The organism is Marinobacter orientalis (assembly GCF_004792665.1).
Taxonomy (GTDB): Bacteria; Pseudomonadota; Gammaproteobacteria; order Pseudomonadales; family Oleiphilaceae; genus Marinobacter; species Marinobacter orientalis.
This window is the reverse complement of the sequence record NZ_SRZX01000001.1, coordinates 706406-720115: the sequence shown is the minus strand read 5'-3', so window position 1 is coordinate 720115 and position 13710 is coordinate 706406. Positions and strand designations below refer to the sequence as shown.

14 protein-coding genes are annotated in these 13710 nt (G+C 56.9%); 5 read left to right on the top strand and 9 right to left on the bottom strand.

The genetic code is table 11. The annotated features are described in order from the left end of the window. The first annotated feature begins 100 nt into the window (after positions 1–100). Positions 101–1543 carry a dihydrolipoyl dehydrogenase gene (locus DIT72_RS03440; protein WP_135953787.1) on the top strand — a complete coding sequence of 481 codons (1443 nt, stop codon included), beginning with the start codon at positions 101–103 and terminating at the stop codon, positions 1541–1543. Between the two features lie 18 nt (positions 1544–1561). Here DIT72_RS03440 and DIT72_RS18545 read toward each other — a convergent pair whose 3' ends face one another. Next, a complete protein-coding gene (locus tag DIT72_RS18545) occupies positions 1562–1687 on the bottom strand; it encodes a DUF2061 domain-containing protein (RefSeq protein ID WP_135954717.1) in 126 nt (41 codons plus the stop codon). A 137-nt stretch (positions 1688–1824) separates the two neighbouring features. On the opposite strand from DIT72_RS18545, the gene DIT72_RS03430 reads away from it, so the two are divergent. After that, positions 1825–2298, top strand: a complete 474-nt coding sequence (locus DIT72_RS03430) for a Dps family protein (RefSeq protein WP_135953786.1) — start codon at positions 1825–1827, stop codon at positions 2296–2298. 66 nt (positions 2299–2364) lie between these two features. On the opposite strand, the gene DIT72_RS03425 is transcribed toward DIT72_RS03430, so the two are convergent. The 7 genes from DIT72_RS03425 to DIT72_RS03395 form a co-directional block, all read right to left on the bottom strand. Continuing rightward, a complete protein-coding gene (locus DIT72_RS03425; RefSeq protein ID WP_135953785.1) occupies positions 2365–3495 on the bottom strand; it encodes an NAD(P)/FAD-dependent oxidoreductase in 1131 nt (376 codons plus the stop codon). Then, the gene (locus DIT72_RS03420) at positions 3495–4817 is read right to left on the bottom strand and encodes an SAM-dependent methyltransferase (protein ID WP_135953784.1); all 1323 of its coding nucleotides are present in this window, start codon (positions 4815–4817) and stop codon (positions 3495–3497) included. The genes DIT72_RS03425 and DIT72_RS03420 overlap by 1 nt, the downstream gene beginning before the upstream one ends. Before the next feature lie 258 nt (positions 4818–5075). Next, positions 5076–6371 carry a TRAP transporter large permease gene (locus DIT72_RS03415; protein ID WP_135953783.1) on the bottom strand — a complete coding sequence of 432 codons (1296 nt, stop codon included), beginning with the start codon at positions 6369–6371 and terminating at the stop codon, positions 5076–5078. Next, positions 6368–6913: a TRAP transporter small permease subunit gene (locus DIT72_RS03410; RefSeq protein WP_135953782.1), complete on the bottom strand. Its 546-nt coding sequence runs from the start codon at positions 6911–6913 to the stop codon at positions 6368–6370. The genes DIT72_RS03415 and DIT72_RS03410 overlap by 4 nt, the downstream gene beginning before the upstream one ends. Positions 6914–7013: 100 nt before the next feature. Next, positions 7014–8090, bottom strand: a complete 1077-nt coding sequence (locus DIT72_RS03405) for a TRAP transporter substrate-binding protein (protein ID WP_135953781.1) — start codon at positions 8088–8090, stop codon at positions 7014–7016. Between the two features lie 180 nt (positions 8091–8270). Further along, positions 8271–9332, bottom strand: a complete 1062-nt coding sequence (locus tag DIT72_RS03400) for a PA0069 family radical SAM protein (RefSeq protein WP_135953780.1) — start codon at positions 9330–9332, stop codon at positions 8271–8273. Between the two features lie 83 nt (positions 9333–9415). Continuing rightward, positions 9416–9880, bottom strand: coding sequence for an ATPase (locus DIT72_RS03395; RefSeq protein ID WP_135953779.1), 465 nt, complete (start codon positions 9878–9880; stop codon positions 9416–9418). Between the two features lie 166 nt (positions 9881–10046). On the opposite strand from DIT72_RS03395, the gene DIT72_RS03390 reads away from it, so the two are divergent. The 3 genes from DIT72_RS03390 to DIT72_RS03380 all read left to right on the top strand — a co-directional run bounded on the left by DIT72_RS03390 (position 10047) and on the right by DIT72_RS03380 (position 12670). Next, positions 10047–11120 carry a beta-N-acetylglucosaminidase domain-containing protein gene (locus DIT72_RS03390; RefSeq protein WP_135953778.1) on the top strand — a complete coding sequence of 358 codons (1074 nt, stop codon included), beginning with the start codon at positions 10047–10049 and terminating at the stop codon, positions 11118–11120. A 96-nt stretch (positions 11121–11216) separates the two neighbouring features. Beyond that, complete coding sequence (locus DIT72_RS03385) at positions 11217–11756, top strand: macro domain-containing protein (RefSeq protein WP_135953777.1); 540 nt, start codon at positions 11217–11219, stop codon at positions 11754–11756. Between the two features lie 62 nt (positions 11757–11818). Continuing rightward, complete coding sequence (locus tag DIT72_RS03380; RefSeq protein ID WP_135953776.1) at positions 11819–12670, top strand: DMT family transporter; 852 nt, start codon at positions 11819–11821, stop codon at positions 12668–12670. Positions 12671–12690: 20 nt separating this feature from the next. Here DIT72_RS03380 and DIT72_RS03375 read toward each other — a convergent pair whose 3' ends face one another. After that, positions 12691–13698 (bottom strand): ChaN family lipoprotein, encoded by a 1008-nt coding sequence (locus DIT72_RS03375; RefSeq protein ID WP_228260716.1) that lies wholly within the window; start codon positions 13696–13698, stop codon positions 12691–12693. Positions 13699–13710: the final 12 nt, after the last annotated feature.

Here is a 13710-nt window from a genome sequence, read left to right as displayed (position 1 = left end):
CATGCAAACGGTGCCTTGATGCGGAACTGAACCATTCCCGGATTTAGCTTCTATACTCAGGCAAGAGTCTGGAAAATTTGACGGCCCAGGAGTTGCTGACGTGGACAAACGCAAGGTAGATGTCGCGATTATCGGAGCAGGCACGGCTGGCATGGGTGCCTATCGTGCAGCGCGCAAGCACACGGACGACGTGGTGATGATTGAGGGCGGTCCCTACGGGACCACCTGCGCCAGAGTTGGCTGTATGCCAAGCAAACTGCTGATTGCGGCAGCAGACAGTGCTCACCACATGACGAAGGCTTCAATGTTTGGTATTCACCCAGGTGATGTCCGGATTGACGGCAAGGCGGTGATGGAAAGGGTGCGCCGGGAGCGGGACCGATTTGTGAGTTTTGTGCTGGAGGCCGTTGAAGGCTTCCCCGAGGCGCATCGGGTTCGCGGTCATGCCCGGTTCCTGTCGCCAAACCGGATTGCTGTCGGCGATAACCTGGAAATAGAGGCCGGGCGGGTGGTGATTGCCACCGGCTCCCGGCCCAATATCCCCGGTTTTCTCAAGGAAGCCAAGGATCGCCTGATCGTTAACGATGATGTGTTTGAGTGGCAAGACCTGCCACAATCGGTGGCGGTGTTCGGTCCCGGCATTATTGGTCTGGAGCTGGGTCAGGCGCTCAGCCGCCTCGGGATTCGGGTTCGCATGTTTGGCGTCGGCGGGGCCGTTGGGCCGTTGCAGGAGGACGCCATCCGGCAGTACGCGTTGAAGTCGTTTAATGACGAATTTCCCCTGGATGCCGATGCAAAGGTCCAGTCTGTGGAAAGAACGCCTGAAGGGGTAAGCATCCGGTTTACGGATCCCGAGGGGGGGGATGTGACGGAAGCATTTGACTATCTGCTGGCTGCCACGGGCCGGCGGCCGAATGTGGATGAACTGGATATCAGGAATGCCGATATTGCCCAGGATGACCAGGGCTCCCCGTTATTTGACCACTATACGCTTCAGTGCGGTGACAGCCATGTATTCATCGTCGGCGATGCCAATAACGAAGCACCGTTACTGCACGAAGCAGCCGATGAAGGGCGCATTGCCGGTGACAATGCTGGCCGTTATCCCGACGTACGGGCAGGATTGCGGCGGGTGCCGCTGGGTGTCGTGTTTACCGACCCGCAGATTGCCACAGTGGGTATGACTCTCAAGCAAGTCGATGAGCGGTGCAAGGGATGTTATGCCATCGGTGAGGTATCGTTTGAAAGTCAGGGGCGTAGTCGTGTCATCGGCGCCAACAAGGGGTTGTTACACCTTTACGGCGAGCGAGGCAGCGGGCTGTTTCTTGGCGCAGAAATGTTTGGGCCCGCTGCTGAGCATATTGGCCACCTGCTGGCCTGGGCCGTACAGAATCGCATGACCGTAACTGAAATGCTGGATATGCCGTTTTACCATCCGGTTATCGAAGAGGGGCTACGCACTGCTCTCAGGGATCTTAGCCGCAACCTGGATATTGGCCCGCCTCCGGTTGAACAATGTCTTGACTGCGGCCCCGGCGGTTAACATGGCAGGGGAACGGCTTCAGAAACTTCTGGCCACAGGCCCCGAGGCATTGCGGGCCGAATCCCTTGCATTCTGTTGCCTGCGAGCCCAGATCTTTTCGTGGAAGAAATAGGCAACGGTATTGATTGTCTGGAAAAAATCTATAGCTAATGGCTATTGATTAAGCGCTGTATGGATTGTTTTGGACTATGGCCTGCATTGGATAACCAAGCTTTACCTATCGATCATGTCTGGTTAGTGTGGTAGCCAGTAAATCCAGATAACAGTCAAGGAGACACGTTATGAGCAAGAACTTTATTGGTTTAGATACCGAAAAAACCCAGCAACTGGCGAATTCACTGAACGATCTGTTGTCCAATTACCAGATCTTTTACATGAATGTGCGCGGTTATCACTGGAACATCAAGGGCGATAATTTCTTCGAGCTGCACGCCAAGTTCGAGGAACTTTATGACGACTTGCTGCTGAAAATTGATGAGATTGCCGAGCGGGTCCTGACCCTGGGGCACCGGCCCGCTCACGCTTACAGCACCTATATCGAGAAGTCAGACGTGCCGGAGCGCAAAGATGTCGCCGATGGCAAAGATGCAGTGGAAAATATTGTTGAAAGCTTTGCCAGACTGATTGGCAAGCAGCGTGAGTTGCTGCACCTGGCTGGCGATGCCGACGACGAAGGCACGGTGGCCCTGATGAGCGACTATATCTCTGAGCAGGAAAAAACCGTCTGGATGTATCGGAGTTACCTGGGTCAGTAAACCCGGTGGGCTAGTCTTTTCCTGAAAAAAATGGCGACCGTCTAGTCGCCATTTTTTCGTCTCAGGTCAGCCATTGGCGACGCTTTCAAGGAGTGGCACTTGCTGGTGCAGGAACCATTTCTCAGTGACCACCTTGCGGGTAAACCAGTGGGAGCGCATCAGGGTGCTGGCCAGTGGCATCTTGACCCAGTCCGGTACCTGCCAGCCGTTTTCCCGGGGTACCGCGCGGTTGCCAAAACGGCTGGCAATGGCTTCACCATATGCTTGCAGTGACTGGGCGGAGTAATCTTCCCTGTCCCGGATAATGTCTGCCGCCATCAGCGCGGATTCGATGGCGGGGCGAATGCCTTCGCCACTCTGGGTGTAGGCCAGACCGGCAGAATCCCCGATCAGCAACAGCCCATCATCCACCAGTGGCCTTTCGGCGTGAGCGTACAGAAGATAGGCATGACCCTTGAATCGGCCAGGCAGATCAGCCGGGATGCGCCCTTCTGATTTCATTTCGTCCACGAAGTTGTTCAGGTGCTCACTGAGTTTGTGGTTATCCTCGCGGCCAAGGCCGATATTGAGGAAGTTGTCCTTGCGGAAGACCCATGCGTAGCCCTTGAGGTCGCGGCAGAACCAGAGTTCGGGCGTGTCACCACGGGCCTGGCAAACCTCTGCCTGCTGGGGTGTCATCTCGAACTCCACTTCCTTGGCGGCCACCACAGTCTCGTGGCTGCCGGGACCGTCGCCAAGTAACTTCGCAACAGGGCAGAAGTGGCCTCCGGCACCCACAATCAATGGCGCTTCCCAAGTGTCGTTAACCACCCAGTTGCCGTCCCGGCGAACGATGGATTTGACTGGCGTTTTCAACTGTTTCGGGGCCGTTACCCGATCCAGCAGATAGGCATCGAACTCGCACCGCCTTATACCATAGCTGACGATATCGCCGTGGTCGTTCTCCACAGCCGGTTGGCCCATCATGCCAATCCGGAATTTCCGGATTGGCTGCAGTGTCCGCCCGGAGCCGTAATCACTGGTATCAATATTCAGGCTTTCCATCACTGCCGGAGTAACCCAGCCGGCACAGGTTTTGTCACGCGGGAAATCCTGTTTGTCAATAATCAGGATACGCTTGCCACTGTCCTGAAGTGAGCGGGCCAGGGTCGATCCTGCGGGTCCGGCACCGACGATTATCAGGTCATAGTACTCCATCAGCAGGTCTCCGGGGCAGCGGGGAAGGTGTAGATATCCTGACGGCTTTGCGGCACCTCGTTGTTCTCGCCATGAGTGAAAACCACCTGGAACAGCTGTAGCCCTCCGGCCTGGAACGCCGCTGTGGATCCGGCCAGATACATTTCCCAGGCACGGGCAAAGTGCTCATCGTACATCTCCGTTACCTTATCCATGCTGTTCTGGAAACGTTCCTTCCAGTGGGTAAGTGTCTGGGCATAGTGCAGTCTCAGATTCTCGACATCCAGCACCGAGAAGCCACCATGCTCACAAATGCCCATGAACTCGGAGATGCTGGGCGGATAGGCACCGGGGAAAATACGTTTCTCGATCCAGGCGTTCATCAGCATGGGTCGGTTGCGGCCGATGCTGTGCAGCAATGCCATGCCATCAGGCTTGAGGGAGCGACGAATCAGTTCTGAAAGCGCCTGGTAGTTTTCCTTGCCCACATGCTCGAGCATGCCGATGGATACAAAAGCATCATACTGCCCGCTGATGTTGCGGTAGTCGTCCTCGACGTAATCAATCAGGTGGTCGAGCTCCTGGCGTCGGGCTTCTTCCCGCGCATAGGTCAGCTGTTCCCTGGAAATGTTGTAGGAGTGAACCCTGACACCATAGTTGCGGGCCATATAGCGTGCCAGCCCCCCCCAGCCACAGCCGGCTTCCACCACCGTCATTCCGGGTTTCAGGCGCAATTTTCGGCATACGTGTTCCAGTTTTGCCAGCTGGGCCTGCTCCAGCGTCAGGTCAGGAGTTTCGTAATAGGCACAGGTGTACTGCATCTCCGCCTGGTCCAGCCAGAGCTTGTAAAACTCGTTGCCCAGGTCGTAGTGATGGTGAATGTTTTCTTTTGCCTCCGACAAACCGGTCGAGCGTGGGTTATGGTTTCGCCACAGCGTTTCGAGCCACCTGGGCCACTGTTGCCGTGCCTTGTGTACCGCGCGATAGAGCGTTTCCATCAGCTCTGTCAGATCGCCATCCACTTGCAGTCGGCCGGCGCTGTACAGGTCGCCAAACGCCAGATTGGGGTTGGTGGCCAGAGCAACCAGAGCCTTGGGATCGGTCAGCCTCAGGGTGAAACGGGCCGTACCCTCTTCGGCTTCAATAAATTCATCATTCCATAACTGGAACCGCACCGGGGGCGAACCTACCATGCGCAGTAGTTTGGCGATCAGCCAGCGTTCATAGCTATGGGGTTCTCTGTCTGCCTGCTGCTCTTCCAGCGGCAGCGTGAGAAGGTTTGGCCTGTCATCCTGGCGCTCGTCGTTTTGATTGGCGGCTTTCCGGACGGTGCTTTGACTCATCGTTCCATGTCTCCCTATAGCGGCTGGTTAGTCGCAGGCTGAGGTCGACTGTTGCCGGTCAACCGTGATTCAGCATCCAGGCGTGCCCCAATATCATAACTGAGAATCGCCTCCTTACTTAATAGTATAGAAAACAGGCGGGTTTTGTCATGCCCGTGAAAACGGGGTGGTGGCTATGGTGTCTTCAGGTGGGAGCAAAGCGGATTCGTACCGGGACTGGGAGCCCCGGTACAGTGATTGCTGTTGGCCTGATTGCTGTCAGTACGAGGAGCTCATACCGAACCATTCCGGGAATATGACGATCAGGCCCAGGACCAGTACCTGCATCAGTATGAACGGCAAAACCCCTTTGTAGATGTCAGTGGTCTTTACCGTGGGCGGTGACACCCCCTTTAGGTAGAACAGACTGAACCCGAACGGGGGCGTCAGGAAACTGGTTTGCAGATTCATGGCGATCAGGATGGCGAACCACAGCATGTTGACGCCCAGTGCTTCCGCAATCGGGGCCAGGATCGGCACAATGATGAAGGAGATTTCCACGAAATCGATGAAGAAACCCAGCACCAGAATAACCAGCATGGCAAGGATGATGAATCCCCACTTCTCCCCGGGGAGTTGAAGTATCCACTCTTCCAGAAGGTAGTCGCCTCCGGTGTAGCTGAAGACCATCGAGAATGCTGTTGCACCGATCAGAATGGCGAACACCATGGCGGTTACCTTGACCGTGTCCTTGGAAGCGTCCCAGACCATCTGGAACGAGAACTGGCGGTAAGCCAGGGCCAGCACGATGGCGCCAACACCGCCAAGAGCCGAGGACTCGGTTGGGGTGGCAATGCCCGCAAAGATGGAGCCCAGCACAACGACAATCAGCGCCAGTGGCGGGATGATCGCAAGCAGTGCCGCGATGATCTCTTTCCCGCGGGAGAGGCCGCTGTCATCAGGCATTGCTGGTGCGGTTTCAGGCTTGAAACGGGTAAGAACGAGTATGTAGACGATGTAAAGGCTGACCAGAACCACGCCGGGTATGACGGCAGCCTTGAACAGATCCCCCACCGGTAGGCCGAGCACATCACCGAGAATGATAAGAATAATCGAGGGTGGAACGATCTGCCCCAGGGTACCGGCGCCGCAGATGGTGCCAGTGGCGAGCCGCTTGTCGTAACCGTGGGCAAGCATGACCGGCAGCGAAATCAGGCCCATGGCAACCACGCTGGCACCGACTACACCGGTAGAGGCCGCGAGCAGCGCTCCCACCAGAATGGTGGAAATGGCCAGGCCTCCGGGCAGGCCGCCGAACAGCCGACCCATAGAGGTCAGTAACTGCGCCGCCAGTTTGGTGCGCTGGAGAACAACGCCCATGAAGATAAACAGCGGCACCGCCATCAGCGTGGTGTTCTGCATTATGCTCATGATGCGGTAGGGCATGAAGGCGAACAGATCCATGCCTTCAGCAAAGACACCGAAGAACAGCGCAACACCGCCAAAGGTAAAGGCAACCGGGAAGCCCAGCATCAGCATCAGGAGGGCAACACCGAACATGATCATACCAATCATGCCAGACCCTCCGCGCCGTGTTTTGCTTCGTAGGTCTTCTCGCCGGACATGACCCGCAGGGCGTGTGTTGCCATATTGAGTCCGGCTATTGCGGTAAACACCGCGGATATTGGGATCATGCTCTTGATGATCCAGCGATACGGAAGTCCTCCGGGGTCACCGCTGCCTTCGCCCATGCTGTAAGACTCGACGGCGAAATTATAGCCGTAGTTCCAGATCAGATAGGAGAACGGTATGATGAAGACGAAAGCCCCGACAAGGTTGATCCACGCCTTGGTTCTGTCGCTCCAGCGGGCATAGAGAACATCAACCCGGACGTGCCCGTCGGTACGAAGGGCATAGGGGATGCCGAACAGGAACACCACCGAGTACAGGTGCCACTCCATTTCCTGCATACCGATGGAAACTTCGTTAAAAGCGTAGCGTGCCACCACATCGTAGAAGACGTTGCCAGCCATCAGTATCATTGCTGCACAGGCCACCCAGCCGCAAAAGATGGACAGCCATGCCAGGCCCTCGTCCAGCTTGATAATCCAACGCATTGATTGTCCTCCACCAGATCAGCTGGCGATTTTCCGGTTACTATAAACGGCAAAGCCGGGACCCCCATAGAGCGATCCCGGCCCCTTTACAGCCTGTATGTTACTCGACTTCTGCCATCGTGTTGAGGTAAGCGCGCTCGGAAATGTCCGTATAGGCACGGCTTTTCTCGAGATATTCTTCCTGGGACTTTACGATTTTTGCCGCCTGCTCATTATCTTTGGCGACTTCATCGAGCAGTTTCTCGTTGGCCTCGTACATGGCCTGGAAGATCTCCTGCGGGAACTGCTTGATCTGTACGTTCGGGTAATCTTCCCTGATGGTGTCCCAGGCTTCCGCGTTGGCGTGCTGGGAATGAACCAGCATGTCATAGGAAGCGGTGCGCATCGCTATGCGCATGATTTCCTGCAGATCGGCGGGAAGTTTCTCCCATACCTTCTTGTTGACCAGGAACTGCAGTTCGGTGGCAGGCTCATGCCAGCCGGTGTAGTAGTAATCGGCGATCTGCTGGAAGCCAAGGCGCAGGTCCAGTGCCGGGCCTACCCATTCCACGGCATCAATGGTGTTACGTTCCAGCGAGGTGTAGAGCTCGCCGGGGGCGATGTTGGTCGGGTTAACACCGACTTCTGCGAAGACTTCGCCCGCAAAGCCCGGGATGCGCATTTTCAGCCCTTCCAGGTCTTCCAGGGATTTGATTTCTTCACGGAACCAGCCACCCATCTGAACGCCGGTGTTGCCGCCCGGGAATGACAGCATGTTATGGGGCTCGTAAACTTCCTGCATCAACTCCATGCCGCCGCCATGGTAGAACCAGGCATATTGTTCCATGGCGATCATGCCGAAGGGCATGCTGGTGAAAAACAGGGTGTTTGGAACCTTGCCTTTCCAGTAGTAGGAAGCGGAGTGCCCCATGTCGTACTGGCCGGCCTTGACCATATCAAACACGCCCAGGGGAGCTTTGTGCTTGTTGGCGGAATCGATGCGGACCTTGAGTCGACCGTCGGACATTTTCTCGACGCGCTCGGCAAAGTTCTTGGTGGTGTCACCGAATATCGGAAAGTTTGGCCCCCAGGTCTCTGCCAGGCGGAGGGTGAAGGTTTCTTGAGCGAGGGCCTGTGCGGAAGCAAACGTAGTTGCTACAGCCAGCACAGCCGCGGATAGAGCAGAACGTAACTTCATTGTTCTTTCAGCCTCTTATGTCGTTGTTGTGTCGAGAGCCTCTTCCATTTCAGGATGAGTAACTCTTGATTGTAGGCGAAGTTAGCAATAATCGACAGCCAGCGGAACGGATAACCGTCCTCTCTACGACCTAGGTCTTAGCTTCTGCTGTATAACGCACTGATCTGGTGCAATTTATGGTCATATCAACTGCATTTGTTCACCACCCGGTCGGCGGAACAGGTCCCTGCGCATTGGTTCGGCTTCATGCCCGCCAAGGCCCAGGCTTCTGGCTTTCCTGTTGAAACGCTGACGCACCAGATCCGCGTAGGGACCCTTTCCTGTCATTCTCTCGCCCCATCGCGATTGGTAGCTCTTGCCCCCTCTGAGGTCACGGATGCGGGACATCACATGTTCGGCACGCTGGGGGAAATGCCGTTGTAACCAGTCCTGGAACAGTTCGTCCAGTTCCAGGGGCAGGCGCAGCATGATCCAGCTTGCGCGTTCCGCACCTGCCCCGGCACCGGCTTCCAGTATCGCCTCGATCTCATGGTCATTGATGAACGGTATCACCGGCCCAATAATGATGCCGGTCGGTACGCCCGCGGCAGCAAGTTCGCGAATAATCTTCAGGCGCGTGGCTGGCGCCGCCGTTCGCGGCTCCATCTGGCGTTTGAGGCTGTTGTCGAGGGTAGTAAGGCTGACACTGGCGGTGCACAGGCCCTGGCCTGCCAGCTCCGATAACAGGTCCAGGTCACGCAGGATCAACGCACCCTTGGTAATGATGGACACCGGATGGCGATACTCGACCAGCACTTTGAGGATGTCTCTGGTAATTTCACGCTGTTTTTCAATCGGCTGGTACGCATCGGTATTTATGCCGAGGGCGATAGGGGACACCCGGTAACCGGGCTTGTCGAGCTCTCTGCGAAGTTGGTCCGCCGCATTGGGCTTGGCAATCAACCGGGTTTCAAAGTCCAGCCCCGGGGACATGTCCCAGTAAGCGTGGGTAGGCCGGGCGAAACAGTAGATGCAGGCATGCTCGCAACCCCGGTAGGGATTGATGGATTGGTCGAAGGGTATGTCGGGAGAGCGGTTGCGGCTGATGATTGAACGTGCCTGCTCCTCTGTAACTTCCGTAGCCAGGGAGTCGGGGCAGGCTTCATCAGCCGGATCCTGATACCAGCCGTCGTCGCATTCTCGGTCCGTGACGATGGACTGGAAGCGATTTTTTGGATTGATCGGTGTCGCGCGCGTTTTCATAACGAAATCCGAAGTACTGTTTTTATATACAGTACCCATAACAGCGCTCGATTTCCAGCTTTCGTTACCGGGCGGGGTAAACCTCAGACGTCATTCATTCTGCTGACCTGGCTGGCCAGCCTCATGGCTTCCTGTTCCTCCATTGTACGCATTGATTCCACCAGCTCTTTTGCTTCCGGAATTTCTGCCTTGCCGGCCAGGCTGTCGTAAAGATCGATTAGCTGGTCGTGGAACGCGAACACTTCCCGCTCAATGCCATCAAAGTCGAGATCAGCGTAATGACCATCACAAGTTTCATGCGCTTTGATACGTTTGTGTTCGCCGTTCAGATAATCGTAGACTCTTGTCTTCAGCGCGTTGGGGGCGGCCTGTTTCTCGAATTCGGCGGTAATACGCGCCAGTTCCGATTCGTGGCCAGCCAGATAGGTTAGCAGCCCCTGCGCCTGTTCGTTCGGGTGTTTGCTGGAACACTCCGAAAGGCATCGGGAAAGGTTGGCATGGAGCTCGCGGGCCCAGATGATCAGGTCTTCAAAGGTTTTTATGTCCATTCGCTGCGCTCCTATGTCGCACATTATCTTGTGAGCTGTTAATTGAATACTGATGGTGCGAGTTTAGCGGACATTGAGGTGAGTATGCGATGATCAGAGAACATTCTGTACGTTAATCTCGGCAATACTTTAATCTATTCCGGCACCTGAAAGGTGGAACAAACCGATGTCAGAACAGCCCCCGCTGGGCATTATCGAAGGCTTCTACGGTCCATTATGGAGCTGGGAGCAGCGCCGGCAGCTTGTGCTGGCGCTGGCGCCCCATGGCTACCGTAATTACTGGTACGCGCCCAAGGCCGATGCCTTTCTCCGCCGCCGCTGGAGCGAGCCTCACCCAGCCCCGGTAGCAGGCGAGTTATCCGATTTTGCCGCTTTCTGCCGTGAGCAGGGCGTGCGCTTCGGTGTGGGGCTCAGCCCGTTTGAAGTCTTCAATAACTTCGACAATTCCGCGAGAACGGCGCTGGCGGACAAGCTGGGGGCTTTTGATCGGCTGGGCATCACCGACCTGGCAATACTGTTTGACGATATGAAGAGTGGCACGCCAGATCTGGCCACCCGCCAGGCCGACATCATTCACTGGGTGGCCGGGCGAAGCGGCGCCGAACAGATCACAGTCTGCCCCAGTTACTATTCTGACGACCCCGTGCTGGACCGGGTATTCGGCCAGCGCCCCGAGCATTATCTGGAAGACCTTGGCAAGGCGCTGGATCCGTCAGTGCAGGTATTCTGGACAGGTGAGGAAGTGTGTTCCCGGGAGATATCACCGGGCCACCTGCAGCGTGTCGCGGAGGCGCTCGGGCGTAAACCCGTACTGTGGGACAACTACCCGGTGAACGATGGTGACCGTATGTCCCGCCACCTCCATCTGCGGGGATTTACCGGAAGGCCCGCGGCCAACAGCAACTATCTTGCCGGCCATGCCATCAATCCTGCATTGCAGCCAACGCTGACAACCATCCCCGCCATCACCCTGGCCCAGAGCTATCAGCAGGGGCCGGGGTATCAATATGGCCAGGCGTTCCGGCGGGCGGCTGAAGAGGTCGTGGGTAAGGACCTGGCGCGGCAGATAACGGCCGATCTGCTGGTACTGCAGGATGCGGGGCTGGAAAGAATCAGCAGTGAGCGCCGCCAGGCAATGACCGAATGCTACCGCCGGTTCGATCACCCGGCCGCCAGGGAAATTTTTGACTGGCTGGCCGGGGCTTATCAGGTCACCGATGAAATGGTGCAGACACAATAACCGGCATCCATACGGTCGACAGATGGTTGCCGCGGTTCAGGCCTTGCTGGAATCGTCAGGAATGACTATTTTTTGAAGGTGACTGAGGAGGTTGGTATGGCGCAGATCGAGCTGAACGGAAAAATAGTGGAATGCGTGCGCGGTGATATTACCCACCAGGACGACATCGAGGCGGTGGTCAACGCGGCGAATGCAGAACTGATGCCCGGTGGCGGCGTTGCCGGCGCCCTCCACGACGCAGCAGGGCCGGGGCTGGCAGAAGAATGCCGCCCCATGGCCCCGATCCGGCCCGGCGAGGCGGTTATCTCCGGGGGCCATAACCTGCCAAACAGGTTTGTCATTCATTGCCTGGGGCCGGTGTACGGCGTTGATGAGCCATCTGATTACTGGCTGGCAGAGTGCTACCGCAATGCGCTGGAACTGGCGGACAGCAAGGCCATTGAGTCCATTGCATTTCCCGCCATATCGGCGGGGGCTTTCGGCTATCCGGTAGAAGGCGCGGCGGAGGTTGCCCTGAACACCGTCAAACAGGTCCTGCCGCGGCTGGAGAGTGTAAAACGGGTGCGCTTTGTATTGTTCGGAGCCGGCGACGAACAGGTCTTCAGTAGTCGTCTGAAATCGACTATTGAGCAATAAGCAATTTTCCGGTCAGCGCCTACACTGGATAGGTTCCGATCCGTCTGCCCGGGAGTGTTGTCTTGTCTCGATTGCGTACCTTGCTGCTGACCTCTGCTGCCATGACTGCCTTTGCTGGCAATTCACTGCTTTGCCGGGCGGCATTGCGTGACACCGATATCGACGCGGCCACCTTTACCAGTGTCCGCCTGGTGTCCGGCGCGTTAATGCTGTGGCTGCTGCTCAGCCTTCGCGGCAATCGGGCACCCATGAAGCAGGGTTCCTGGGGCTCCGCCCTGGCCCTGTTTGCCTATGCTGCTGCTTTCTCCTACGCCTATGGTGGTCTGTCCGCAGCCATGGGCGCCCTGCTGCTGTTTGGCGCGGTCCAGGCCACCATGATCAGCATCGGTTTCCTTCGCGGTGACCGCCCGCACCTGTGGCAGTGGGTGGGTTTTGTGGTGGCCTTTTCCGGCCTGGTGGGGCTGTTACTGCCCGGCCTCACTGCACCACCGTTATTCAGTTCCCTGTTGATGATCGGTGCCGGCATTGCCTGGGGCGTGTATTCCCTGCGGGCGAAAGGCGCCGGTGAGCCAACGGCTGTCACCACCGGCAATTTTATCCGTGCCGTGCCGATGACGGTGGTGCTGAGCCTGGTGATGATGACCAGTGCCACTATTGATATGGCGGGGATGGGCTATGCAGTCGCTTCCGGGGCCATTGCCTCGGGTATGGGCTATGCCATCTGGTACATGGCGCTGCCGCTGCTGCAGGCAACAACGGCTGCTACGGTCCAGCTCAGTGTCCCGGTGATTGCCGCGGTTGGTGGTGTTCTGCTGCTGAGCGAGCCGCTGACGTTGAGACTGGTGGTTGCCGGTATCGCCATTCTCGGCGGCATCGCTATCGTGATTCAGGCGGGGCGGAGGAAGGCGGTGTGATCTGCGGACCCTGATACGGTTCAATCACAGGAAAGCTCTGGCGCGTTACGGAATTGTTCCATGATGGCCTCACGATGGCGTTCGCTGTCCTTGTACTGCTCAGGCAGTGGCCGCAGGAAATAGAGAAAATCGCCTTTGCCGCGATTGGCCTCCAGCAGGCTGTCCAGATCATCACCCGAGTGCCAGAAGACGGGACTGACAACGGCAACCTCGAGATCCGGGCGTTTCTTTTCCAGCACTGCAACCATGCCCAGGCGGTGTTCCGAATGGAAAGTGCCTGTGAGGTGAATAACCTGGTGACCGGGATGCTCCTCCAGCGCTCTGATCACCCGATCTGCCATGGTATTGTCCCTTAGCAACTGGGCCTTGTAGCTGTTTTCCAGGCGTTCGCTGTTATCTGTCTGGTCGTGGCCTGTGCCATGACTCCCGCCAAGGGTGTCGAGGAACTTTTTGCGATAGCCGGGAGTGTCAACAAAGGGCGCCTCCGGTAACTGCCGGCGTTGCTCTTTGTCGAGTCTTTCAAGATAGTCTGCTCCGGTGCGGCCGATGCAACGAACAATGTCCGCGGGCGCGTTGGCGGCAATCACCGGAATGTTCCGGTTCCTGGAGAATTCGATCAGGGGCCGATAAGATGCCTTGTAGTTGGGCCAGGCGTCAGTGTCTGCAATCAGCTCTTCTTCGCCGGTCTGCCCGGCGAGGTATCTGTCCAGCTCCGGCTGCTCGTTGAGGGTGAATTGCTCCATGCTCAACACCTGCTGCGGTCGTCGCTGGTAAAGGGCCGACTGCACCAGTGATTGCAGCAGGTGGGCGCCATGGTGGCCATGGTACTCGCCGATCACCACCACATCTGCTGGTGCCAGTTGTTTTGCCAGCCCGTTAATAGAGAGCAGGTTACCATTGTTGTCGGTAATGACAGAATCATATTGCGATTGTGGCGGCACCATTTTCGGGTCGCTTGCGGACTGGGCGGCACAGCCTGCGAACAGCAGGCAGGCGACTATTACGAGAGTGTGAGAGTAGTTCGTCATAATGTCCTATAC

What these genes read in the sequence shown, in the direction of transcription:
- DIT72_RS03430 (WP_135953786.1), top strand. Translation starts at nt 1,825, where the DNA reads ATGAGCAAGAACTTTATTGGTTTAGATACCGAAAAAACCCAGCAACTG.
- DIT72_RS03425 (WP_135953785.1), bottom strand. Translation starts at nt 3,495, where the DNA reads ATGGAGTACTATGACCTGATAATCGTCGGTGCCGGACCCGCAGGATCG.
- DIT72_RS03420 (WP_135953784.1), bottom strand. Translation starts at nt 4,817, where the DNA reads ATGAGTCAAAGCACCGTCCGGAAAGCCGCCAATCAAAACGACGAGCGC.
- DIT72_RS03415 (WP_135953783.1), bottom strand. Translation starts at nt 6,371, where the DNA reads ATGATTGGTATGATCATGTTCGGTGTTGCCCTCCTGATGCTGATGCTG.
- DIT72_RS03410 (WP_135953782.1), bottom strand. Translation starts at nt 6,913, where the DNA reads ATGCGTTGGATTATCAAGCTGGACGAGGGCCTGGCATGGCTGTCCATC.
- DIT72_RS03405 (WP_135953781.1), bottom strand. Translation starts at nt 8,090, where the DNA reads ATGAAGTTACGTTCTGCTCTATCCGCGGCTGTGCTGGCTGTAGCAACT.
- DIT72_RS03400 (WP_135953780.1), bottom strand. Translation starts at nt 9,332, where the DNA reads ATGAAAACGCGCGCGACACCGATCAATCCAAAAAATCGCTTCCAGTCC.
- DIT72_RS03395 (WP_135953779.1), bottom strand. Translation starts at nt 9,880, where the DNA reads ATGGACATAAAAACCTTTGAAGACCTGATCATCTGGGCCCGCGAGCTC.
- DIT72_RS03390 (WP_135953778.1), top strand. Translation starts at nt 10,047, where the DNA reads ATGTCAGAACAGCCCCCGCTGGGCATTATCGAAGGCTTCTACGGTCCA.
- DIT72_RS03385 (WP_135953777.1), top strand. Translation starts at nt 11,217, where the DNA reads ATGGCGCAGATCGAGCTGAACGGAAAAATAGTGGAATGCGTGCGCGGT.
- DIT72_RS03375 (WP_228260716.1), bottom strand. Translation starts at nt 13,698, where the DNA reads ATGACGAACTACTCTCACACTCTCGTAATAGTCGCCTGCCTGCTGTTC.